The sequence below is a fragment of the Pseudomonas sp. 57B-090624 genome (genome assembly GCF_003234055.1).
GTDB lineage: Bacteria > Pseudomonadota > Gammaproteobacteria > Pseudomonadales > Pseudomonadaceae > Metapseudomonas > Metapseudomonas tohonis.
In genome coordinates this window covers 47,075-67,739 of record NZ_QKRU01000040.1, presented here as the reverse complement: position 1 = coordinate 67,739, position 20,665 = coordinate 47,075, and the positions used below count along the sequence as shown (strand labels likewise).

At 68.8% G+C, this 20,665-nt stretch carries 26 protein-coding genes; 12 read left to right on the top strand and 14 right to left on the bottom strand.

All coding sequences use genetic code 11. The features are described from left to right. The first annotated feature begins 305 nt into the window (after positions 1-305). The 3 genes from DMX10_RS32540 to DMX10_RS19270 all read left to right on the top strand — a co-directional run bounded on the left by DMX10_RS32540 (position 306) and on the right by DMX10_RS19270 (position 3,101). Positions 306-485: a hypothetical protein gene (locus DMX10_RS32540; RefSeq protein ID WP_146603033.1), complete on the top strand. Its 180-nt coding sequence runs from the start codon at positions 306-308 to the stop codon at positions 483-485. Positions 486-1,019: 534 nt separating this feature from the next. Further along, positions 1,020-2,024, top strand: a complete 1,005-nt coding sequence (locus DMX10_RS19275; RefSeq protein ID WP_111262557.1) for an aldo/keto reductase — start codon at positions 1,020-1,022, stop codon at positions 2,022-2,024. 24 nt (positions 2,025-2,048) lie between these two features. Continuing rightward, on the top strand, positions 2,049-3,101 hold the full coding sequence (locus DMX10_RS19270) for an NAD(P)-dependent alcohol dehydrogenase (RefSeq protein ID WP_111262556.1): 1,053 nt from the start codon (positions 2,049-2,051) through the stop codon (positions 3,099-3,101). A gap of 246 nt (positions 3,102-3,347) precedes the next feature. Here DMX10_RS19270 and DMX10_RS19265 read toward each other — a convergent pair whose 3' ends face one another. Beyond that, positions 3,348-4,790, bottom strand: coding sequence for a SulP family inorganic anion transporter (locus tag DMX10_RS19265; RefSeq protein WP_111262555.1), 1,443 nt, complete (start codon positions 4,788-4,790; stop codon positions 3,348-3,350). A 259-nt stretch (positions 4,791-5,049) separates the two neighbouring features. Next, complete coding sequence (locus DMX10_RS19260; RefSeq protein WP_111262554.1) at positions 5,050-5,667, bottom strand: NAD(P)H-dependent oxidoreductase; 618 nt, start codon at positions 5,665-5,667, stop codon at positions 5,050-5,052. Positions 5,668-5,762: 95 nt separating this feature from the next. Here DMX10_RS19260 and DMX10_RS19255 point away from each other — a divergent pair, with 95 nt between their 5' ends. Continuing rightward, positions 5,763-6,380: a TetR/AcrR family transcriptional regulator gene (locus DMX10_RS19255; protein ID WP_111262553.1), complete on the top strand. Its 618-nt coding sequence runs from the start codon at positions 5,763-5,765 to the stop codon at positions 6,378-6,380. Positions 6,381-6,391: 11 nt separating this feature from the next. On the opposite strand, the gene DMX10_RS19250 is transcribed toward DMX10_RS19255, so the two are convergent. Further along, positions 6,392-7,798 (bottom strand): MFS transporter, encoded by a 1,407-nt coding sequence (locus DMX10_RS19250; protein ID WP_111262552.1) that lies wholly within the window; start codon positions 7,796-7,798, stop codon positions 6,392-6,394. Positions 7,799-7,926: 128 nt separating this feature from the next. On the opposite strand from DMX10_RS19250, the gene DMX10_RS19245 reads away from it, so the two are divergent. After that, positions 7,927-8,817 (top strand): LysR family transcriptional regulator, encoded by an 891-nt coding sequence (locus DMX10_RS19245; protein ID WP_111262551.1) that lies wholly within the window; start codon positions 7,927-7,929, stop codon positions 8,815-8,817. Between the two features lie 7 nt (positions 8,818-8,824). Here DMX10_RS19245 and DMX10_RS19240 read toward each other — a convergent pair whose 3' ends face one another. The 3 genes from DMX10_RS19240 to DMX10_RS19230 all read right to left on the bottom strand — a co-directional run bounded on the left by DMX10_RS19240 (position 8,825) and on the right by DMX10_RS19230 (position 10,081). Continuing rightward, a complete protein-coding gene (locus tag DMX10_RS19240) occupies positions 8,825-9,457 on the bottom strand; it encodes a hypothetical protein (RefSeq protein ID WP_146603032.1) in 633 nt (210 codons plus the stop codon). Positions 9,458-9,606: 149 nt separating this feature from the next. Then, positions 9,607-9,819 carry a hypothetical protein gene (locus tag DMX10_RS19235; RefSeq protein WP_111262549.1) on the bottom strand — a complete coding sequence of 71 codons (213 nt, stop codon included), beginning with the start codon at positions 9,817-9,819 and terminating at the stop codon, positions 9,607-9,609. A 10-nt stretch (positions 9,820-9,829) separates the two neighbouring features. Beyond that, entirely contained in the window at positions 9,830-10,081 is a 252-nt protein-coding gene (locus tag DMX10_RS19230) for a hypothetical protein (RefSeq protein WP_111262548.1), read from the bottom strand. Positions 10,082-10,251: 170 nt separating this feature from the next. Between DMX10_RS19230 and DMX10_RS19225 the strand changes: the two genes are divergently transcribed. From DMX10_RS19225 to DMX10_RS19210, 4 genes are all read left to right on the top strand, one after another. Continuing rightward, positions 10,252-10,440: a hypothetical protein gene (locus DMX10_RS19225; protein ID WP_111262547.1), complete on the top strand. Its 189-nt coding sequence runs from the start codon at positions 10,252-10,254 to the stop codon at positions 10,438-10,440. A gap of 50 nt (positions 10,441-10,490) precedes the next feature. Then, positions 10,491-11,042 (top strand): ATP-dependent Clp protease proteolytic subunit, encoded by a 552-nt coding sequence (locus tag DMX10_RS19220; protein ID WP_111262546.1) that lies wholly within the window; start codon positions 10,491-10,493, stop codon positions 11,040-11,042. A 194-nt stretch (positions 11,043-11,236) separates the two neighbouring features. Next, on the top strand, positions 11,237-11,707 hold the full coding sequence (locus DMX10_RS19215) for a hemerythrin domain-containing protein (protein WP_111262545.1): 471 nt from the start codon (positions 11,237-11,239) through the stop codon (positions 11,705-11,707). 160 nt (positions 11,708-11,867) lie between these two features. Beyond that, entirely contained in the window at positions 11,868-13,034 is a 1,167-nt protein-coding gene (locus DMX10_RS19210; RefSeq protein ID WP_111262544.1) for a zinc-dependent alcohol dehydrogenase, read from the top strand. A gap of 359 nt (positions 13,035-13,393) precedes the next feature. Here the strand turns inward: DMX10_RS19210 and DMX10_RS19205 are convergent, their stop codons facing one another. After that, on the bottom strand, positions 13,394-13,900 hold the full coding sequence (locus tag DMX10_RS19205) for a DUF4142 domain-containing protein (protein ID WP_111262543.1): 507 nt from the start codon (positions 13,898-13,900) through the stop codon (positions 13,394-13,396). Positions 13,901-14,068: 168 nt separating this feature from the next. On the opposite strand from DMX10_RS19205, the gene DMX10_RS19200 reads away from it, so the two are divergent. Next, entirely contained in the window at positions 14,069-14,377 is a 309-nt protein-coding gene (locus tag DMX10_RS19200) for a DUF2061 domain-containing protein (protein WP_111262542.1), read from the top strand. Between the two features lie 29 nt (positions 14,378-14,406). Further along, entirely contained in the window at positions 14,407-14,754 is a 348-nt protein-coding gene (locus DMX10_RS19195) for a DUF2892 domain-containing protein (RefSeq protein WP_111262541.1), read from the top strand. 1 nt (position 14,755) lies between these two features. Here DMX10_RS19195 and DMX10_RS19190 read toward each other — a convergent pair whose 3' ends face one another. From DMX10_RS19190 to DMX10_RS19165, 7 genes are all read right to left on the bottom strand, one after another. Further along, positions 14,756-15,202: a DNA methylase gene (locus DMX10_RS19190; protein WP_111262565.1), complete on the bottom strand. Its 447-nt coding sequence runs from the start codon at positions 15,200-15,202 to the stop codon at positions 14,756-14,758. Between the two features lie 82 nt (positions 15,203-15,284). Then, positions 15,285-15,599: a hypothetical protein gene (locus DMX10_RS19185; RefSeq protein ID WP_111262540.1), complete on the bottom strand. Its 315-nt coding sequence runs from the start codon at positions 15,597-15,599 to the stop codon at positions 15,285-15,287. 114 nt (positions 15,600-15,713) lie between these two features. After that, entirely contained in the window at positions 15,714-15,947 is a 234-nt protein-coding gene (locus DMX10_RS19180; RefSeq protein ID WP_111262539.1) for a hypothetical protein, read from the bottom strand. Between the two features lie 335 nt (positions 15,948-16,282). Further along, on the bottom strand, positions 16,283-16,471 hold the full coding sequence (locus DMX10_RS19175) for a carbon storage regulator (RefSeq protein WP_111262564.1): 189 nt from the start codon (positions 16,469-16,471) through the stop codon (positions 16,283-16,285). Positions 16,472-16,759: 288 nt separating this feature from the next. After that, positions 16,760-16,906, bottom strand: a complete 147-nt coding sequence (locus tag DMX10_RS32980; protein WP_178082983.1) for a hypothetical protein — start codon at positions 16,904-16,906, stop codon at positions 16,760-16,762. Positions 16,907-16,927: 21 nt separating this feature from the next. Beyond that, positions 16,928-17,893 carry a class I SAM-dependent methyltransferase gene (locus DMX10_RS19170; RefSeq protein WP_236205028.1) on the bottom strand — a complete coding sequence of 322 codons (966 nt, stop codon included), beginning with the start codon at positions 17,891-17,893 and terminating at the stop codon, positions 16,928-16,930. 10 nt (positions 17,894-17,903) lie between these two features. After that, the gene (locus tag DMX10_RS19165; protein WP_111262538.1) at positions 17,904-19,316 is read right to left on the bottom strand and encodes an iron-containing redox enzyme family protein; all 1,413 of its coding nucleotides are present in this window, start codon (positions 19,314-19,316) and stop codon (positions 17,904-17,906) included. 173 nt (positions 19,317-19,489) lie between these two features. Between DMX10_RS19165 and DMX10_RS19160 the strand changes: the two genes are divergently transcribed. Continuing rightward, complete coding sequence (locus DMX10_RS19160; protein WP_111262537.1) at positions 19,490-20,620, top strand: carboxylate-amine ligase; 1,131 nt, start codon at positions 19,490-19,492, stop codon at positions 20,618-20,620. Positions 20,621-20,665 lie beyond the last annotated feature (45 nt).

Sequence of the window (20,665 nt, the reverse complement as noted above, 5' to 3'; positions counted from 1 at the left end):
GTGTTCAGCACCTGACATGAACTCTAACGCCAAGAATGCAGGCTGTCAACAGCAATCTACGAAATTAAAATTGAAATGTAGATGCTGACCTACAACACCGAATCAACAGCCTTTTCCGAATACCCGGTTTTTTTGATGGCTTGGAGTCGGCAGGAAGAGACCGCTTATTCAATTGCCGATCGACCGGGAAACTGTAGATTCCCAACCGTGACAGTGCGAACTAATTGTTGCTTATAAGGTTCGCGGAATAAGTGGCGGGTAACAGTTAACACGCGCGCGCAAGTAATCCGTAACTGATGAGGCTGATGATTAATATCAATGAAATTAATAGTTTGCGATTGGGCGTGGCGCGTATTCTGGCGGCGATGAATACCTCAGGGCGTGGCTCCAGTTGGTTGTCGGAGTGGCGCCTTGCTCCAGTTCATCATCCTTTGGTTTATTGGCCGCTTCTCTTGAAGCGGCTTTTTTTTGGCCGCGATTTATAGGCGCGAGAAGAGGATTACTGCACTCGCCAAGTTGCACTGTTGGAGTATCGGGCAATGGGTTCATTATCGGTTCGAGCGAAACGCGTGCAATGCAGCTGACATATATAAGTCTGGGCAGTTGATTGCTCATTCACTTCAGCCCTATGCGTCATGGCGCCGCACAAGCTAACCGGACGGGCAGGTTTTTCGCCACCTGGCGGGCAGGGTGGGTCGACTCCCCGGAGAGCCGGTCCGGCGCTCCACAAACCTCGTACAAGAGCCTGGCAGAGGCCTCGCCGGGCTGATGCCCCATCATCGATACGGCGAATGGCCAGGAGGCCCCTTGCAGTATCGGGCAAGGCGGGGAGCGCTCTGGAATGCACCTTTCGAGGCGTTCGACGATTGGCAGGAATGGGCAAGCACGGCGGAGAAGTCGGCTACCGGACAGGCCCCGGCGACGCTTAATCTTCGCTCCTGGCCTGATTCCGGGTCCCATCGCATTGATCGCAACCTCCGCTGATCTACCCTTTCCAGCCTGACCGGATGGAGACACCCATGGATTACCGCAACCTGGGGCGCAGCGCCCTCAAAGTCTCGCCCCTGTGCCTGGGCACCATGATGTTCGGCGGCGAGACCGACGAAGCCACCTCCCGGCGCATCATCGACAAGGCCTTCGAGCAGGGCGTCAACTTCATCGACACGGCGGACGTCTACAACACCGGCCGCTCCGAGGAGATCGTCGGGCGCGCCATCGCCGCGCGACGCGACGACTGGGTGCTGGCCACCAAGTTCGGCTTCCCGTTCGGCGAGCGCCCCAACCAGCAGGGCCTGTCGCGCAAGTGGATCTTCCAGTCGGTGGAGGCCAGCCTCAGGCGCCTGGGCACCGACTGCATCGACCTGCTCTATATCCACCGTGCCTTCGCCGGCGAGCCGCTGGACGAAGCCGTGCGCGCCATCGGTGAGCTGATCGCCCAGGGCAAGGTGCGCTACTACGGCGTTTCCAACTTCCGTGGCTGGCGCATCGCCGAGGTGGCGCGCCTGGCCGATGCCCTCGGCGTCGACCGGCCCATGGCCAGCCAGCCGCTGTACAACATCGTCGACCGCACCGCCGAGGTGGAGCAGCTGCCCGCCGCCGGGCATTACGGCCTGGGCGTGGTCTCCTACAGCCCGCTGGCCCGTGGCGTGCTCACCGGCAAGTACCCGGTGGATGCACCGCCGCCCGCCGACACCCGTGCCGGCCGCGGCGACAAGCGCATCCAGCAGACCGAATGGCGCCCCGAGTCGCTGCACATCGCCCGCACCCTGGCCGAACACGCCGCCAGCCGGGGCACCACCCCGGTCGCCTTCGCCCTGGCCTGGGTGCTGCACAACCGCCTGCTCGCCTCGACCATCGCCGGCCCGCGCACCGAAGCGCAGTGGGACGCCTACCTGGGCGCCCTCGACCTGCAGCTCGGCCCGGACGACGAGCGCCTGGTGGACAGCCTGGTGGCCACCGGGCACGCCTCGACCCCCGGCTATTCCGATCCCGCCTATCCCATCGAAGGCCGACGCGTCGGCTGATCCCCAACCCCTGGAGTACTGCTCATGTTCACAATCGGTTATGCCGCGCAGACCGCCGCTGCACCGCTCGCACCCTTCAAGTTCGAGCGCCGCGAACTGCGCCCCAACGACGTGGCGATGGAAATCCTCTACTGCGGCGTCTGCCACTCCGACCTGCACCAGGCGCGCAACGACTGGGGCTTCAGCCTGTACCCCATCGTGCCCGGCCACGAGATCATCGGCCGGGTGATCGAGGTCGGCCCGGCGGTGACGCGCTACAAGGTCGGCGACAACGTGGCAGTGGGCTGCATGGTGGATTCCTGCATGCAGTGCGACCAGTGCCGCAAGGGCGAGGAGCAGCTGTGCCGCGAGCGCAACACCCAGACCTACAACAGCCGTGACCGCATCACCCGGGAAGTCACTTTCGGCGGTTACTCCAAGCACCTGGTGGTGCGCGAGGAGTTCGTCCTGCGCGTGCCGGAAGGCCTCGACCTGGCCAAGGCGGCGCCGCTGCTGTGCGCCGGCATCACCAGCTACTCGCCGCTGCGCACCTGGAACGTCGGCCCCGGCAGCCGCGTGGGCGTGATCGGCCTCGGCGGCCTCGGCCACATGGCGGTCAAGCTCGCCGTCGGCCTGGGTGCCGAAGTCACCGTGCTCAGCCGCAGCGCCGACAAGGCCGACGACGCCAAGGCCCTGGGCGCCGACCGCCTGCTGGTGTCCACTGACAAGAAGGCCATGAGCGCCGCGCAGTCCAGCTTCGACCTGATCATCGACACCGTGCCCTCGCGCCACGACGTCTCGCCCTACATGGCACTGCTGGATATCGACGGCACCCTGGTGATAGTCGGGCAGATCGGCCCCATCGACGAACAGCTGACCATCCCCTTCGTCCTCGGTCGCCGCCGCCTCGCCGGCTCGCCCATCGGCGGCATCGCCGAGACCCAGGAGATGCTCGACTTCTGCGCCCGCAAGAACATCCTCCCGGACTGCGAAATGATCCGCATGGACCAGATCAACGAAGCCTTCGAGCGCATGGAGAAATCCGATGTGCGCTACCGCTTCGTGATCGACATGGCCTCGCTGTCCGAGGCGGGTTGATCGACGCAGGCGCCTGAGCCGCAAGACCCAGGCACAGAAAAATGCCCGGCCATCGCACAAGCGGTGGCCGGGCATTTTCATGGGTGCAGTGGCTCCGCTGGTGGATGAAAAAGGCGTCATCCACCCTGCGCAAGGCCAACCCATGCAGCGCGGTCCCATCTGCGGCACCTGTTGGGTGGATGGCGCTCTTCCCATCCACCGAGCGGTCTCGATGCCTGCACCTTTGTCCCGGGAAGAAACCAGCCCTCAGTGCTGCACACCCGCCCGCTTGAGCAACTGCTTGCAACGCTCGGACAGGTGCACCACGCGCAGGTGCTTGCCGGCCTTGGCGTAGCGCTCGCGCAGGGTCATCAGCGCGGCGATGGCCGAGTAGTCGACGAAGCTCAGGTGGCGGCAGTCCAGGGTCACCTGGGCCGGGTCGCCCGCCGGGTCGAACCGATTGAGGAAGGGCGTGGTGGAGGCGAAGAACAGCGTGCCGTGGACCTGGTAGCGCTTGCTGCCGTCGGCCTCCAGGTGACTGTCGGCGTACAGCTCGCGGGCATGCTGCCAGGCGAAGTTGATGGCGGCGACGACGATGCCCAGCATCACCGCCATGGCCAGGTCGGTGAGCACGGTGATCACGGTCACCGCGATGATCACCAGCATGTCGTTGACCGGCACCTTGTGCAGCACCCGCAGCGAGGCCCAGGCGAAGGTCTGCTGCGATACCACGAACATCACGCCCACCAGCGCGGCCAGCGGGATGCGCTCGATCAGCGGCGAGAGGAACAGCACGAAGAGCAGGATCATGCCGCCGGCCACCACCCCGGAAAGCCGGCCACGGCCGCCGGAGCCGAGGTTGATCGCCGTCTGGCCGATCATCGCGCAGCCGCCCATGCCGCCGAACAGGCCCGAGGCCATGTTGGCCGCGCCCAGGGCCACGCATTCGCGGTCCGGGTAGCCCCGGCTCTCGGTGATCTCGTCGGTGAGGTTGAGGGTCAATAGGGTTTCCAGCAGGCCGACCATCGCCATCAGCAGCGCATAGGGCGCGATGATGCGCAGCGTTTCCAGGTTCCACGGCACCTCGGGCAGCGAGAACGTCGGCAGGCCGCCGGCGATGTGCGCCATGTCGCCGAGGGTACGCGTCGACAGGCCCGTGAAGTGGGCCAGCAGGCCGATGCCGAGGATCGCCGCCAGGGCCGGCGGTAGGGCGCGGGTCAGGCGCGGCAGCAGGTAGACGATGGCCATGGTCAGCGCCACCAGGCCGAGCATGGTCGCCAGCGGCCTGCCCGACAGCCAGGCCTCGCCCGTCTTGAAATGCTCCAGCTGGGCCAGCGCGATGACGATCGCCAGGCCGTTGACGAAGCCCAGCATCACCGGGTGCGGCACCATGCGCACCAGCTTGCCCAGGCGCAGCAACCCGAAGGCCATCATGATCACTCCGCCCAGCAGCACCGTGGCCAGCAGGTACTGCACGCCGTGCTGCACCACCAGCGCGACGATCACCACGGCCATGGAGCCGGCGGCCCCGGACACCATGCCCGGGCGGCCGCCGAACAGCGCCGTCAGGGTGCAGATGATGATCGCGCCATACAGGCCCATCAGCGGGTTGAGGTGCGCCACCAGGGCGAAGGCGATGCACTCGGGCACCAGGGCGAACGAAGTCGTCAGGCCGGCCAGGACGTCGGCGCGGATACGGGCTGGTTTCATGGGCTACCGGGGGAGGGCGGGACAGGAGCAGGGCGGCGGATTCTACGGAAACTCCCGCGCCCGGACCAGTTGCCCGGTCGGTTGGCCCAGCCCGGCCCCGGCACGGTGCCAACCGGTGTGTAGGGTGGATGGCGTTTTTTCATCCACCAGGGGAGTGGCATGGAACCCCGGAGCCGGGGCAGCCCTGCGGACTGCTTGGCGACTGAAGTCGCTCCTACACGTCGCCCCGACAGGTGGGGGCTGCCGTTGGGGGAGGGCCTCACGCCTCCACGGGGCGCGCGGTGGGCGCCTGGGCGAACAGCGACTGGCCGAGGCGGCGCGCCGCCTGCAGGTAGTCGGTCGGGTCGCGGCTTTCCGACTCCAGCAGCAGCGCCGAGCTGGCCACCCGGGCCCCGCAGTAGTCGAAGATGCCGTGGTCGATCTGTGCCTTCATCGCCTCCCGGTAGCCGTGGCGCTCGTAGGTGCCGGCATCGGCGCCGGCGATTCCCACCAGGTGCACGTCCAGGTGCTGCAGCTTCTTCTCGAAGCGCTGGTCGAGGACGAAGTCGAAGGCCCAGCCGTTGCTGAACACGCGGTCGACCCAGCCCTTGAGCAAACCGGGCATCGACCACCAGTACACCGGGTAGACCAGCACCAGGGCGTCGGCACCGTCGATGCGTGCCTGCTCGGCGAGCACATCCGCCGGCGGCGTCGCCTGGTGGCGGTGCACGGCGTGGTCGGCGGGGTTGAAGCGGGGGTCGAAACCTTCGCGGAACAGGTCGGCGATCGCGCTGCCGTTACCCGGCGCGGATTCGGCCACGCCCCGGGCGACCTCGGCGGCGATGGCGTGGGTCAGCGATTCGGGGTCGTGGTGGGCGACGACGATGAGGGCGTGCATCTTGGAACCTCCTGCGGCTCGATTGCGGGGTGGCTGAAAGCGCTTATATACTTTCAGTAAGTTACGATTGGTAAGTTACTTTTGGTAGGTTAATCATGTCAAGCGACGAGCAGGAACGGGATTCCACCGCACAGCCGCGCCGCCGGCTGTCTCGCGAGGAGCGTCAGAAACAGCTCTTGGAAGTGGCCTGGCGCCTGGTGCGGGAGGAGGGCAGCGATGCGCTGACCCTCGGCCGCCTGGCCGAACTGGCGGGCGTCACCAAGCCCGTGGTCTACGACCACTTCGGCACCCGGCAGGGGCTGCTGGCGGTGCTCTACCAGGATTTCGACGCGCGCCAGACCGCGGTCATGGACGCCGCGCTGGACAGCGCCGAGCCGACGCTCGAGGGCATCGCCCGGGTCATCGCCTCGTCCTATGTCGCCTGTGTCCTGCAGCAGGGGCGCGAGATACCCGGCGTCGCCGCCGCCCTGGCCGGCTCGCCGGAGCTGGAGCGGATCAAGCGCGAGTACGAGGTGATCTTCCTCGACAAGTGCCGCGCCGTGCTGACGCCCTACATCGGCCAGGGCACCATCGGCGCCGCCGGGTTGCGCGCGATGCTCGGCGCGGCCGAGGCGCTGTCCCATGCCGCTGCCGCCGAGGAGATCACTCCGGCGCAGGCGGAGGACGAACTCTTCGCCACCCTCATCGGCCTGGTGCAGCGCAGCACGCGTTGACCGCGCCGGGGTCAGCGCCGGCGGCCGGCCAGGGCGATCGCCAGGGCGAAGAGGATCAACCCCAGGGCGACGAGGAAGGTGCCGCGCATGCCGGCGGCGATGGCCTCGGGCGCGGCGCGGCCGATGTCGTCGGTCGCCGTGGCGAAGGCGAACACCGCGCCCAGGGCTGCGGCACCGGTGACCAGCCCCAGGTTGCGCGACAGGTTGAGCAGGCCGGAGACCAGGCCGCGCCGCTGCGCCGGTACCTCGGCCATCACCCGGGTGTTGTTGGCCGCCTGGAACAGTGCGTAGCACGCGGTCAGCCCGGCCAGCGGCAGGATATAGCCCGGCACGCCCAGGCCCGTCGGCAGCAGCGGCAGGGCCAGGGTGGCCAGCGCCATGCCCAGCAGGCCGATGCGCACCATGGGCGCGGCGCCCAGGCGGTCCACCAGGTGCCCGGCGGGTACGCCCATCAACGCCGACACCAGCGGCCCGCAGGCCATCGCCAGCCCCACCTGGGCCGGCGCCAGGTGCAGCGCGCCGGCGAGGTAGAAGGGCCCGACCACCAGCGTCGCCATCAGCACCGCGCTCACCAGTGCCCCCATGGCCAGCCCGGGGCGCAGCACGGGGTCGCGGAACATCGCCAGGTGCAGCAGCGGCGCGTCGGTGCGCCTCTCGACGCGGATGAACAGCGCCAGGCCCAGGCACGCCGCCAGCAGCAAGGCGGCATTGAGCGTGCCGAAGTGGCCGTGGCCCAGTGTCAGCCCCAGGGCATAGGCGGCCAGGGTCAGGGCCAGTAGCAGGGTGCCGGGAAGGTCGAAGCCAGTGGCGCCCGCGGCACCGGCGCGCCCGGCGGGCAGATGGCGCCAGGCGAGGACGAGGGCCAGCAGGCCCAGCGGCAGGCCGATCAGGAACAGGGCCCGCCAACCGAACCCGGCGAGCAGCAGCCCACCGAGCGAAGGGCCCAGCGCGGTGCCGATCGCCGAGAGGGTGCCGAGCAGGCCCATGGCGCTGCCGCTCCTCTGGCGCGGCACGGTCTCGCCGATCAGCGCCATCGCCAGGGTCATCATCGTCGCCGCCCCCAGCCCCTGTAGGACGCGGGCGGCGATCAGCCAGCCGAGCGAAGGTGCCAGGCCGCACAGCACTGATGCGCCCGTGAACAGCAGCAGGCCCGCCAGCAGCAGGCGCCGACGGCCCAGCAGGTCGCCCAGGCGACCCGCGCCGACGCTCAGCGTGGTGATGGCCAGCAGGTAGGCGAGCACCACCCACTGCACGTCCTGGAAAGGCGCGCCGAAGGCCTCGGCCAGGCTCGGCAGGCCGACGTTGGCGATGCTGGTGCCCAGGGAGGCGAGCAGGGTGGCCAGGGCGAGGCTGGCCAGGCCCCATCCAGAGGCGGCGGTCGGTTGGGAGGGGGCGGAGGTGGCGGTGGTGGGTTGCATGGCGCTCTTCCGGTGGAGGGTCGCCAGCAGTCTGGTCGCCTCGCTGGAGTGGCGGAAGACGCAGCATTTGCACTTTATTCATGCAGCGGACGCCCTGTCACGGCGACGGCGTGCTAGTTTTTCCGCCCATGACCCATCCCGATTTCAACCTGCTGATCACCCTGGACGTGCTGCTCGCCGAAGGCAGCGTCGCGCGCGCCGCCAAGCGCCTGCACCTCAGCCCCTCGGCCATGAGCCGGGCCCTGGCGCGGCTGCGCGAAACCCTCGGCGATCCCTTGCTGGTCCGCGCCGGCCGTGGCCTGGTGCCCACGCCCAGGGCGCTGGAGTTGCGCGAGCAGGTCAGCCAGCTGGTGCTCGGCGTCGAGAGCGTGCTGCGCCCGGTGGAGCACCTCGACCTGCAACGCCTGGTGCGCACCTTCACCCTGCGGGTCGGCGACGGTTTCGTGGAGAATTTCGGCCCGGCGCTGATCGGGCGCATCGGCGACGAGGCACCGGGCGTGCGCCTGCGCTTCGTGACCAAGACGGACAAGGACAGCGCGCCCCTGCGCGACGGCAGTGTCGACCTCGATACCGGCGTGGTGGGCGCCGATGCCGGCCCCGAGATCCGCACCCGCGCGTTGTTCCAGGACCGCTTCGTCGGTGTGGTGCGCGAGGGCCATGCGCTGACCCGTGGCGCCATCACCGCCGAGCGCTATGCCGGCGGGCGCCATGTGCTGGTGTCCCGACGCGGCAAGGACCGCGGCCCGGTGGACGAGGCGCTGAAGGCCGCGGGCCTCGCGCGGGACATCGTCACCCTGGTGGGCGGCTTCTCGGCGGCCCTGGCGCTGGCCCGCGCATCCGATCTCATCGCCACCGTGCCGGAGCGCCACAGCGGCAGCCTGCGGGCCGGCTTGTTCAGCTTCCCGTTGCCGCTGGACGTCGCGCCTATCCAGGTCTCGATGCTCTGGCACCCGAGGATGGACGCCGACCCGGCGCATCGCTGGCTGCGGGCCTGTGTCAGGGCAGTGTGCGCGGCGTGAGCAGGGCTCAGCGCAGGGGGTAAACCTGGCGGCTGCCGTCGGCGTTGTGCACCGTCAGCACCGGCGCGCATTCGGCGTGCCGCTGCGACGGCGCGTTCGCCGTGCGGCGGGCCTTGGCGGAATGCTTGCGCAATTTCTGCAGCGCGGCGCAGGCCATCACCTCGCAGTAGGCGCGGGCCAGGGGGCCGCTTCCGGGTCTTGAGAGCCGCCGGCCGCTGAACTGGCGGGCGCTGTCCTCAAGGCCCTGCAGGGCCACGGCGCAGAGCAGGCGCTCGACGTGGCCGGGGATGCGCCGCCGGTGCACCGGGTTGACCCCGAGCAGGTCCAGCAGGCGCTGCTTGCCCAGGTCGTCCAGCACCTGCGCCTCACTGGCGACCAGCAGGCTGCCGGTCGAGCGCAACAGGGCCTGGTAGGTGGCCAGCTGCTCATGCTGCGCGGCTTCGAGTTCCTTGAGGAGGGTGCGGGTGAAGGGCAGGTGCTGGCGCATCTTGCGGCGCCGGCTCCAGAGTTCGCGTTGCCGTTGCTCGTGCTGCTGCGTGGCCTTCCTCAGCGCCATGCGCATCGCCGCCAGCCGGTTCGCCCAGCTGCGCGAGGGGTCGTTGGCGATCGCCAGGAGTTGCCCAAGATATCCAGCTACCACGCTTCGGTTCTCCGTCCGTGCACATCCATCCCCGAGTCGGGCGCCGTCTGCCGGCCCGCTCCAGGCGCAAGACACCACGATCCACGCTCCTGGCTCAAGTCATTTATTGGCACCGCGTCAATTGTGGCGGGCGGCCAGGCAGCGGTCGCTCAGGCGCGCGGGCCGATATGGCGGCGCAAGGCGGCCTGGGCGATCAGTGCCTCGGCTTTCCCTGAGCCCTCCTTGAGCGCCGAGGCCGCGATGCCACGGGCGGAGGCGAGCAAGTGCTCGCGCTCCATTCCCGCTTCCTCTGCGGCGGCCAGCGTGGCCTCCAGGGCGATCCACAGGGCGTCCTGCAGGGCTGTCGTACGCATTGGGTTCATGTCTCGTTCCTCAGGGCCTGGCCACGATAGTGAGCGTCCGCCCATCCTTGAAGGTGATCACGCCCTCCAGGCTGCGGCCATTGGGCAGGCTGATACGCAGTTCCTCGGCATCGCCCAGGTCCAGGTCGCAGGTGACGCTGAAGGTGCCAGGGCTGGTTTCGTCGAGTACCACCGTCGCGCTGCGCAGGGTCGGTGTACCCGTTGAGCCGGCCTGGCCGGAGGCGTAGACGAATGTGGCCGGGCCTTCGTAGTGCGTGTGCATGGATGAGGTCCTCCAGGGGGGATGCTGGAGTGACTGCCGCCGATCCGGCTGAGTTCAGGTAGCAGGATGATCGGTGCGGCGCGGCAGCGCCGGCCAGCCGATTGCCGGAACAACAAGCGGGCGTGGCGGCTCCACCGAAGACACCACCCGGCAACCCCGTGGAGCCAACCATGAACGACCTGCCCCGCAACACCGACGACCGCTGCGTCGAATCCAGCCCCAGCCCCGACCGTGAGCCGCCCACCCGCGAGCGCGAAGGCATACCCGCCGAGCTGCACCCGGACTGGCAGGCACCGCGCGACCCTTCCAGCGAAGACCGGCCGGCCACCACCGACGCCCCGGACAGCCCGCCACGCTGAGCGGGCACGCGTGACCGACCCGTGACCACCACGAAGAAAGGAGGGCAGCCATGGCCAGCCACATCGTGCATTTCACCGCGCCGATCAACTCCACCACCAGCGGCCAGCTCATCGAGCGCTGCACCCAGGCCGTGCAGCAGGGCGCCGACGAACTGGTGATCAAGATCGCCACCATGGGCGGTGAATGCAGCTACGGATTTTCCCTGTACAACTTCCTCATCTCGCTGCCCATCCCCGTGCGCACCCACAACCTGGGCACGGTGGAGTCTATGGGCAACATCATCTTCCTCGCCGGCGAGCGACGCAGTGCGTGCCAGCACAGCAAGTTCCTCTTCCACCCCTTCCACTGGAACCTCAACGGCTCGGTGGACCACGCGCGGATGTCGGAATACGCCATGAGCCTGGACTACGACCTGCACCTCTATGCGCGCATCGTCGCCGAGCGCACGCCCATGGCGGCCGAGCCGCTGGACATCCTCGACTACCTCAGGGCCGCGCCGCGCATCCTCGATGCCGAAGCCGCGCTGGCCACCGGGATGATCCACGAGATCGACTGCCTGGGCATGGCGGCGGACGCGGTGAGCTCGTCGATCCATTCCTGAGTCGCGTCGTGCCCGGGCCCGTCGGGTTGCACCCGCTCCACGGTCGGCTGCACCGCATTGTGCAGGGGCGACCTCGGTCGCCAGGCAGCCCGCCCAGCCCCCGAAAAGAGCTTGAACCGCTTCGCCGCACGCGCGTCAGTCATTAGGAGAGGCGCCGGCACGGACCGGCCTCCGCAACCGATGAGGACACGACCATGAATGCAATCGAACTGCTCAAGCAGGATCACGTCACCGTTAAAGCCCTTCTCGAACGCCTCGGCAGCACCACCGAGCGCGGGGTCAAGACCCGCACCGAGCTGCTGCAGAAGATCGAGATCGAGTTGCTGGTCCACACCACCATCGAAGAGCAGATCTTCTACCCCGCCTACAAGGCCGCCGGGGGCAAGGACGAAGCCGTGATGTCGGCCGAGGCCAAGGAGGAACACCGCACCGTGGACTCCCTGGTGCTGCCGGACCTCAAGCAGACCTCGCCGTCCTCCGTGGAATTCGCCGGCCGCGCCAAGGTGCTCAAGGAGCTGCTGGAGCACCACATCGAGGAAGAGGAGAAGGAGATGTTTCCCCAGGCCGCCAAGCTGCTGGGCAAGCAGAAGCTCGCCGAACTGGGCGCGGAGATGGAGGCCCTGAAGAAGTCCATGAAGCAGGACCTGCAAGGCAAGGCCGCCTGACCCGGGGCCGGGCCCGGACCTGCTCCGGGCCCGGCTGAATGCCCGTGCGAGCGCAGTGGCCACGCCTCACCCCTTCCTGCGCCGTTCATCCCGAAACCCTGAACACCCAGCCCGTTCCTCTTTCGGACCTATGAATGCCCACACGCTTCGGAGGTCCACCATGCGCGCACTCACCTATCACGGCAGCCATGACGTTCGCGTCGACAACGTCCCCGACCCCATCATCCAGGAGCCGGACGACATCATCCTGCGGGTCACCGCCACCGCCATCTGCGGATCGGATCTGCACCTCTATCGCGGCAAGATCCCCCAGGTGAAACACGGCGACGTGTTCGGCCACGAATTCATGGGCGTGGTGGAGGAGGTGGGCCCGGCGGTCACCGCTGTGAGCCGGGGCGACCGGGTGATCGTGCCCTTCGTCATCGCCTGCGGCAGCTGCTTCTTCTGCGAGATGAACCTGCACGCCGCCTGCGAGACCACCAACCCCGGGCGCGGCGCCATCCTCAACAAGAAGCAGATTCCTTCCGGGGCTGCGCTGTTCGGCTACAGCCACCTCTACGGTGGCCTCCCGGGCGGCCAGGCGGAATTGGTGCGGGTGCCCAAGGCCAACACCGGCCCCTTCCGCATCCCCGATGCCCTGGACGACGAACAGGTGCTGTTCCTCACCGACATCCTCCCCACCGGCTACCAGGCGGTGATCAATGCGAGCGTGGGGCGGGGCAGCCGCGTGGCCATCTACGGCGCCGGGCCGGTGGGGCTGATGGCCGCCGCCTGCGCGCGCATGCTCGGCGCCGAGCAGATCTTCATGGTCGACCAGCACGCCTATCGGCTGGCCTACGCACAGCGCACCTACGGGGTCATCCCGATCAACTTCGACGAAATCGACGACCCGGCCGAGGCCATCATCGAACAGACGCCCGGGCACCGCGGCGTGGACGCCGCCATCGACGCCGTGGGCTTCGAAGCCAAGGGCAGCACCACCGAAACCCTACTCACCGCCCTCAAGCTCGAAGCCAGCAGCGGCGTCGCCCTGCGCCAGTGCATCGCCGCCGTACGGCGCGGCGGCACCGTCAGCGTGCCGGGCGTGTATGCCGGCTTCATCCATGGCTTCCTCTTCGGCGACGCCTTCGACAAGGGGCTGACCTTCAAGATGGGGCAGACCCACGTCCACCCGCTGCTTCCCGACCTGCTCGAACACATCCAGAAGGGCGACCTGAATCCCGAGATCATCATCAGCCACCGTCTCAACCTGGCGGATGCAGCCGAGGGCTACCGCCTGTTCGACAAGGCCGAGGACGACTGCCGCAAGGTGATCCTGCGCCCGTGATCCCGAGCCCATCGGTGCTTTCCCGTGGGAGCGGCTGCAGCCGCGAAAGACTGGTCTGCGGCGCCAGGCTGCTTGCCTCCGTCAGCGGTGCTGGATGGGGCTCCGATGGTGGATGGGTGAAGGGTCATCCACCCTACGCATGTGCCCTGGAGAGAGATTCGCAGGGCGGGTGAAACCCGCGTGGCGGGGTGCCGTGGTGTCGGGTTTGACCCGACCTGCAGGCTCGAGACGGCCTATCGCCTGCATGACTGCGGAGTGGCTTTTCGTAGGGGGGACAACGCTCTCTTTGTCCACCAGCGGAGCCCCGGTTGGAGCAGAGGGGGTGGAGGCCACCACCGGCATCCACCCCTACCGCTGCATCAGGGCTTCTTGTGCGTGGCGGCGAGGTCGCGCGCCATCTGCAGGTGGTGCTCCAGCTTGGGCAGGGTCTTGCTGGCGAAGGCGGCGATCTCCTTGTCATCGGAGGCGGCGGCTTCCTTGAACAGCTCGATGGTCTTCTCGTGGGCCACCACCTGGTTGTTGGCATAGGCCTCGTCGAAGTCCTCGCCGTCGCGCAGCTTCAGGATCAGGGCCTTGGCCTTGTTCATCAGCTCGGCCTCGGTCGCCACTTCCAGTTTCTTCTCGCGGGCGATGACCGCCAGTTCGCGGTTCGCCGCGCTGTGGTCGTCGATCATCTGCTGGGCGAAGGTCTTGACGCCGGGCGTGGTGGATTTCTCCAGCGCCAGCTTGCCGCTTTCGATCTCGGCGATGCCGCCCGCGCTGGCTTCGTCGACGAAGTCATCGGCATCGACCGTGTCGGCGGCGAGGAGCGGGGTGCTGAGGGTGGCGCAGAGCAGGGCGGGAAGAGCGAGGCGGTTGAGTCTCATGGCGATCTCCAGGGGTTGAGGGTTACAGGGCTGTAGAAGCGGCGACCCGGCGGAAAGTTGCACTTTCTGGATGAGCGCCACGCGGCCTGCCACCGGACCGATTTCCTGAACCTCTCCAGGGTCTTCGCCCTTCCAAAGCATGACGACACCCGCAAGCAGGAGACCCGCATGGCGATACGCAACCCACGCACGGCGCACCCGGCCCGCAGCCGGCCGCTGCCGCCTCAGGGCAACCCGCCGCTGGCCAAGACCCTGAGCTTCGCCGTGCTGCACTTCACCATCGCCTTCACCGTGGCCTACCTCTTGACCGGCAGCGTGCTGACCGGTGGTCTCATCGCCCTCATCGAGCCGGCATGCAACACCGTGGCCTTCTATTTCCACGAGCGGGTCTGGCAACGCTTCGGCGTGCGCGCGACGCCTCATAAGGGCCACGGCCACGGCAACCTTTCCAGAGACCTGCGGCGCGCCTCGCGCTGACGCCGCGCAACCATCAGGAGACCCACCCCATGCACCTTCAGACCCATAACGTCCACGGCGTCGAACGCGCCCTCTCGGTCGCCGCCGGCGTCATTTCCATCGCCTCGGGCGTCTACCGGGGCGGCGCCCCGGGCGTGATCAAGGCGCTCGGCGGCGCCGCCTTGCTGTTGCGCGGCGTCAGCGGCCATTGCAGCGTCAAGGGCCTGGTGATCGACCCCGAGACCGAGCTCGAATACCTGCGCCAGCGCGTGGCGGCCCTGCGTGCGGCGTTGCCACGCATCGAGGATCACCCGCTGCGCAGCCAGCGCGAGCTGGAGGCCAAGGTGGACAACGCCGTGGAAGAGACCTTCCCCGCGAGCGACCCGATCTCGCCCTGAGTCAGCCCGCGTCGCCGGTCCTGCCGAACAGCGCAGGGCCGGCCTCGCGCATGAATATCTCCACGGTCTTCGGGCCGATTCCCTCGAACGCCAGCAACCGCTGCTCGAACTCGGCCTGGTCGGCACTGCGCTCGAACAGGGCGCCGACCCGGCCGCCGTATTCGTCCTCGAGCCTGTCGCACAGCTTGCGCAGGCGCTCGGCCGTGGAGCGGTCGTAACGCACGTAGCGCGCCTGGCCGAGCATGCGCACCAGCTCAGCATGGCTGCTGCCCCCGAGCGTGCGCGGCGTATCGCGCCCCCTGGCTTGGACTATCACCCGGTAGGCGCGCTCGGCGACGGATTGCTGGATGGGCTTGCCGAACAGGAAAGCGGCGATCAGCCATTTGAACAGCGCGCCTTCCTCGCCCCGGGCGAGCCCCTGGTCCAGGCCGAGCTGGCGGGCGGTGATGGGTTGGGCGGCCAGGGCACACCTCGCTGGAGCCGGTCGGTGGACGTGCCGGAGGCGCGGCGGCCCCTCCGGCACTGGGGCGCTATGACGCGGGTTCTTCCGGCGGCTGCCGCTCGGTGCCGGGCTTCTGGCGGAAGTAGGGTTTGGGGCGCGAGAAGGTCAGGGGTTGCAGGCCCGGGCGGTCGTCCCGGACCAGGCTGATGTCGCGGATCTCCAGCCCGCAGGCGGTGAGCCAGGCCACGGCGGACAGGTTGCCGAGCGGCCTCGGCGGTGCGTCGCCATAGGCGTGTTCCACCACGCAGCGCGCGGCCGTCTTGTGGTTGGGCAGGTGGTTCGAACGAACGGTGACGGACCTCTCCTGACCTTCAGCATCGCGATAGCTGATGAGCCAATCCATATCTCCTCCTGAATGCAGATATCCAACGTGCAGAAACCCATGGAAGGGGGCGGACTGCGCTATAGAGCGGACGATCAGGAGAATGTTGCAGAAAAAATTCGGCTGTCCCGACGATCAGGATCTGGGCTCCGCCGCCTTGGCGAAATCGTGCTCGATGCTGGCGGTGATGCGCTGGATGATCTGAGCGTATTCCTCGCTCTCGACCAACTCGCACAGCTGCATGGCCGCCGCCATGCCGATGGCCACGGAGTATGAAATCTGGCGAGCGGGAAAGGGGCCACCGCGCTGGGATTCGAGGGTGGCCTGGATCGCGTCGTTGAGGCGGGCCTTCATCTCGTCCTTGGTCATGTCGCTCTCCGCTGGCTGGGGAAATCCAAGCATAGACGGCACCGGCCCGGCGGTCGGGCAGCCGGATGGGGGGCACCGCGCAAGATGGCGAGGACGCCTGGCCGGGGTGGGCGAAACCAGCAGCACCAACAGCACTCGCCATCAGCTGGACTCAAGCCCCCGTAGCACGCGGCGCAGACATGGCCCCTTCAGCCGCGAGGGGGCATCCCAGCCCTCGCCGCCTCCCGCCGGCAGCGGGCGTTTCGCGGCTGAAGCCGCTCCTGCGAGGCGCACGCCAGCGACCCTGCGCCGGCGTGGATCAGCCTGGCCGACTGACGGGCGGGAAGCCGGTGCGCTCAGGTGGCTTCCTCGCCAGGCCGCTGGCCGGCCTGGATGCGCCGGTAGATCTCCTCGCGATGCACCGGCACCTCGCGCGGGGCGGAGATCGCCAGCTTCACCGAGAAGCCGCGGATCTCGGTGACGGTGATCACCACATCGCCGCCGATGTGGAATTTCTGCTCCTGCTCGCACGTGATGATGCGCATCTGGCCATCCTCTCGGGGGCTCGGCGGGCCGGTGAAGGGCTGGCGCTCGTTCATCCCCGGGCACCCGGGCCGAAGGCCGGCGCCGCCCGTTCGGGGAGCGCGGTGGGCGAGCCCGCGTGTTCCCCGGAGGCGGGCAGCGGGCGGTGGGTGACGGCGCAGGGCCGTCGCTCCGGCGTCGGCTGCGCGTATCCGTGGGCGGGTTGGGTCGGCAAGGGCATCGGCATCGTCTGGGCTCCATGGTCGGGCAGGGGGCGTCCTGGGGGCGCCGGCTTCAGGTGGCCTTGGTCTTCACTCGGGGTCGCCCGAGCCGTCGTCGCCCTGGATGTCCGGGTCGTCCGGCTGCACCTCGGGCTCGTCCTCGGGCAGCCGCTCCACGGCGGAACCCGGGTCTTCGTTGCCGGGGTCGTTGATCGGGTCGTCGTCATCGTCGTGCATGGTGGGCTCTCCGGGCAGGGTTCAGTCGTGGGCGGGGCGCGTCGCCTCCAGCACCACGGCGGCGATGCGGTCGGCGCGGGCGTAGGCCGGGTTGTCCAGTTCCTCGCCGAACACGTCCGGGTCCATTTCCCGGTAGCGCCAGGTCCAGGCGTGGCCATCGAGCAGCGGCTGGAAGGCCTCACGGAAGGGGTCGGCGCCGCCGAACATCGCCACGCCGGTGTAGAGCAGCAGGGAGCCGCCGGGGGCGAGGCGTTGCAAGGCGGCCTCGATGATCGCCAGGGACAGGCCGGCGCCGTGTTCGCCGCCGCCATGGCGGTAGGCGCGGCCGGCCGGGTCGAGCATGTAGGGCGGGTTGGCGATGATCAGGTCGAGCGGCCCTTCCACCTGCTGCAGCAGGTCGCTGTGGCGCGGGGTCAGGTTGGCCGCGCCGGCGAGCCGTGCATTGACGGCGGTGAAGGCCAGCGCGCGGTCGTTGATGTCCAGGGCCAGCACCTGGGCCTGCGGCCTGGCGAGGGCCGCGAGCACGGCGCCCGGGCCGGCGCCGCAGCCGATGTCGGCGATGCGCCGCAGCGCTCGTGCGTCGCGGGCCAGGTGCTGGTGCAGGGCCTGGGCGAAGCGGTAGGTGTCGGGGCCGAAGAACACCGCGTCGGCGTCCACGGTGGGGTAGCGCGAGTGCACGAAGAGCTGGCCGTCGAGGCTGGACCAGCGGATGCGGCTCGACCAGAGCTCGCCGTGTGCGTCCACGGCGTCGGCCTCGCGCAGCAGGGCGAACACCTCCTCGCCGACCAGCGCCTGGCGGAAGGGGCGGCTCCAGCCGAAGACGTCCTCCAGGGTGCGTGCCTCGGCGTTGCCCGGCCGCGCGTTGACCCGCTGGTGGGAGAGCGGGGTGAGGGTGGTGAAGCGGTAGCCGCGACCGGCCAGCAGGCGGCCCAGGCGCAGCAGCGGGTGGTCGGCCGCGACGTCGAGGTGATCCAGGGGGGCATGCACGGCGTGCTCCTCAGCGGGTCAGGGTGGAGAACAGGCGGGTGGCCAGCAGCCCGGCCGGGGTCCAGTGGCTGGCCGGGCCCAGCAGCTCGATCAGCCGCGCTTCGTGGCGGGTGTCGTCGAGCTGTTGCAGCTCGTCCAGCAGATGGCGCTGCTCCGAGTTCTCCAGGGGTTGCAGCGAGGGCCGTTGGTGCTCCTGGCTGGGCATGTGCGGCTGCCGGTGGCGGCTGCGGAACACGCCGTTGCGCGACAGCGGCGCGCTGCCGGGGCGCTCCCAGCTGCCGGCGATCCAGTCGTGCAGCAACTGCTGCTCGTAGGCGGAGAACACGCCGAACATCGCGGCACGCTCGCCCTGCACCAGTTGCCAGAAGCGGCTTTCGGCCGGGTCCTGGTGGCGGCGTATCCAGCCACGTCGTTGCAGCGCGGCGAGGAAGCCGGCGATGCCTTCGTCGGCGGCCAGCCACTGGTTCACCGTGCGCCCTTCGATGCGGCAATAGTCGGAGTGCACCTGCCCGGCGACCCCGCGCTTGCGTTCGAACATCTCCAGCAGCTCGCGCTCGAGGTCGAAGTCGGCGATCACCGCGCGGGAGCCCTTGCCCAGCTCGTTGAGGCGATAACCGAGGGTGACGCGGCGGTAGAAGTCCTGCGCATCGGCCACCTGCGGGCGGTTGTCCAGCACCGCCTGCACGGCCTTGTGCGCATGGCCCGTGGCGCTGTTGTCGATGGTGACGTGGAGCTGGAAGTAGTAGGGATCGATGTCCAGCTCGTCGAGTTCGAAGGCGCTGATCAACAGGTGCAGCGGCAGCTGTTCGTAGCCGAGGTTGTAGCCGATCACCTCCGGCAGGAACTCTTCCGCCAGCGCCCCGAGCGCCAGCTGGGTGGTGCCCTGCAGGTAGTGCTCGTCGTCCAGCCCGGCGAGGTCGTCGCAGCCCTGGCTGGCCAGCAGGCGGCGGTACAGCAGCACGTGGTTCTGCGCGGCGACGCCATCGCCCAGCTCTTCGAGGAAGGTACGCACCAGGGGCGTGAAACGGGTGTCGCGCCAGTGGCGCAGGGTGCCGTGGAGCCAGGCGCCGTCCACCAGCTTGGTGGGGGCGACGCCGCGAAGGAAATACAGCGCGTGGGAGCGGTCGCCGAAGTAGCGGCGGCCCGCGCCATGGCGGCGCTCCTCCAGGTAGGTGGCGTACTGGTGGGTGACCTCGGCCGCGTTGCGGCGTGACCAGGCCGAGAGCTCGTCGGGCGAGGCCGGCAGGTCGCAGGGCAGGGCAGCCGCCTGGCGCAGTTGCTCCTGCAGGAAGGCACGGGCCTCGTCCAGGCTCTGCGCCGGCCGCTGTAGCAGTTCCTGATACAGGAGCTGGGTGGGGCCGAGCGGGGCCATCGGCAGGGGCACATCGGCCAGCGTGGTGTCGACGGGGCTGAGGACGGACATCGGCAGTATCTCCAGTACGGGCATGACTTCGCGAAGCGGGCGCTTGTGCACCTCTTGGTTGTGAGGGGCGTGCGGCGGAAAAGATTCCGACTTAATTCGCCCGGCGAAACGACTGGAACCGGGCGGGCGCTGCGGGCGTCCTCAAGGAGTGCATAGCTGACGGAGAAAGCTCGATGACCAGCGGTCCGCCCAGTGGTTTCGGGATAGAAGAGGAGTATTTCGTCGTCGACCTGGAGACGCGCGAGCTGGCCCGGGGCCCGCTGCAGCGCTATGTCGAGGCCTGCCGGCAGGCGCTCGGCGCGCAACTGGCCACGGAAATGTTCACCACCCAGATCGAGATCGCCACGCCGGTGCTGCACGGCCTGGAGGAGGCGCGCGGCTGCCTGGCCCGGGCCCGCGCCACCCTCGACGAGCTGGGCCGCCCCCATGGGCTGGGCATCCTCGCGGTCGGCACCCATCCGCTGGGCGGCTGGCGCCAGCAACAGGGCAGCGCCTCGCCCCGCTACCAGGAGCTGTTCGAGGACTATCAACTGGTGGCCAGGCGCAGCCTGCTGTCGGGGCTGCACGTGCACGTGGGCATCGCCCAGGGGCTGGACCGCATCCGTGTGATGAACCGCGTGACGCCCTGGCTGCCGTTGCTGCTGGTGCTCGGCGCCTCCTCGCCGTTCTGGGAGGGGCGTCCCTCCGGGCTGCTCAGCTACCGCCAGGCGGCCTGCGGGGAATGGCCGCGCATGGGCATTCCCGAGCACTTCGAGGACGAGGCCGCCTACGCCGCCTACCGGCGGATGCTGCTGGAGGCCGGGCTGGTTCGCGACGAGGCCGACGTCTGGTGGGCGCTGCGGCCCTCGGCACGCTACCCGACCCTGGAACTGCGCATCGCCGATGCCTGCCCGAGGCTCGATGACGTGCTGTGCATCGCCGGCCTGTTCCGCGCCATGGTGGCCTTCGCCTGCAGCGGCGAGGAACCGGCCTGGGTGCGCGACCCGCTCACCCGGCTGATCACCCGCGAGAACCATTGGCAGGCCATGCGCCATGGCCGTCACGGCCGCTTCCTCGATCCACTCACCCGTGCCGCGACCGGCTTGCGCGAATGGCTGGAACGGGTGCTCGGGCTCATCGGCCCCGAGGCGCAGGCGGCCGGTGATGGCGCGGCGCTGGAGCGGGCACGCTGGCTGGCGGAGGCGGGCAGTGGGGCGGAGTTCCAGCTCGGCTTCCAGGCGCGGCGATGCGGCCAGGGGCGGGGCGAGCGCGAGGCGCTGGTGGAGTTGGTGGATGAGTTGCTGCAGCAGACGAGGGCGGGGTGAATGCGGCCCGGGCTCCGCCTGAGCGGAGCCTGGGCCCGTACTAGG

Bases quoted from the DNA above. Each gene is read 5' to 3' on its own strand.
- DMX10_RS32540 (WP_146603033.1), top strand. From the start codon at position 306: ATGATTAATATCAATGAAATTAATAGTTTGCGATTGGGCGTGGCGCGT.
- DMX10_RS19275 (WP_111262557.1), top strand. From the start codon at position 1,020: ATGGATTACCGCAACCTGGGGCGCAGCGCCCTCAAAGTCTCGCCCCTG.
- DMX10_RS19270 (WP_111262556.1), top strand. From the start codon at position 2,049: ATGTTCACAATCGGTTATGCCGCGCAGACCGCCGCTGCACCGCTCGCA.
- DMX10_RS19265 (WP_111262555.1), bottom strand. From the start codon at position 4,790: ATGAAACCAGCCCGTATCCGCGCCGACGTCCTGGCCGGCCTGACGACT.
- DMX10_RS19260 (WP_111262554.1), bottom strand. From the start codon at position 5,667: ATGCACGCCCTCATCGTCGTCGCCCACCACGACCCCGAATCGCTGACC.
- DMX10_RS19255 (WP_111262553.1), top strand. From the start codon at position 5,763: ATGTCAAGCGACGAGCAGGAACGGGATTCCACCGCACAGCCGCGCCGC.
- DMX10_RS19250 (WP_111262552.1), bottom strand. From the start codon at position 7,798: ATGCAACCCACCACCGCCACCTCCGCCCCCTCCCAACCGACCGCCGCC.
- DMX10_RS19245 (WP_111262551.1), top strand. From the start codon at position 7,927: ATGACCCATCCCGATTTCAACCTGCTGATCACCCTGGACGTGCTGCTC.
- DMX10_RS19235 (WP_111262549.1), bottom strand. From the start codon at position 9,819: ATGAACCCAATGCGTACGACAGCCCTGCAGGACGCCCTGTGGATCGCC.
- DMX10_RS19230 (WP_111262548.1), bottom strand. From the start codon at position 10,081: ATGCACACGCACTACGAAGGCCCGGCCACATTCGTCTACGCCTCCGGC.
- DMX10_RS19225 (WP_111262547.1), top strand. From the start codon at position 10,252: ATGAACGACCTGCCCCGCAACACCGACGACCGCTGCGTCGAATCCAGC.
- DMX10_RS19220 (WP_111262546.1), top strand. From the start codon at position 10,491: ATGGCCAGCCACATCGTGCATTTCACCGCGCCGATCAACTCCACCACC.
- DMX10_RS19215 (WP_111262545.1), top strand. From the start codon at position 11,237: ATGAATGCAATCGAACTGCTCAAGCAGGATCACGTCACCGTTAAAGCC.
- DMX10_RS19210 (WP_111262544.1), top strand. From the start codon at position 11,868: ATGCGCGCACTCACCTATCACGGCAGCCATGACGTTCGCGTCGACAAC.
- DMX10_RS19205 (WP_111262543.1), bottom strand. From the start codon at position 13,900: ATGAGACTCAACCGCCTCGCTCTTCCCGCCCTGCTCTGCGCCACCCTC.
- DMX10_RS19200 (WP_111262542.1), top strand. From the start codon at position 14,069: ATGGCGATACGCAACCCACGCACGGCGCACCCGGCCCGCAGCCGGCCG.
- DMX10_RS19195 (WP_111262541.1), top strand. From the start codon at position 14,407: ATGCACCTTCAGACCCATAACGTCCACGGCGTCGAACGCGCCCTCTCG.
- DMX10_RS19185 (WP_111262540.1), bottom strand. From the start codon at position 15,599: ATGGATTGGCTCATCAGCTATCGCGATGCTGAAGGTCAGGAGAGGTCC.
- DMX10_RS19180 (WP_111262539.1), bottom strand. From the start codon at position 15,947: ATGACCAAGGACGAGATGAAGGCCCGCCTCAACGACGCGATCCAGGCC.
- DMX10_RS19175 (WP_111262564.1), bottom strand. From the start codon at position 16,471: ATGCGCATCATCACGTGCGAGCAGGAGCAGAAATTCCACATCGGCGGC.
- DMX10_RS32980 (WP_178082983.1), bottom strand. From the start codon at position 16,906: ATGCACGACGATGACGACGACCCGATCAACGACCCCGGCAACGAAGAC.
- DMX10_RS19165 (WP_111262538.1), bottom strand. From the start codon at position 19,316: ATGTCCGTCCTCAGCCCCGTCGACACCACGCTGGCCGATGTGCCCCTG.
- DMX10_RS19160 (WP_111262537.1), top strand. From the start codon at position 19,490: ATGACCAGCGGTCCGCCCAGTGGTTTCGGGATAGAAGAGGAGTATTTC.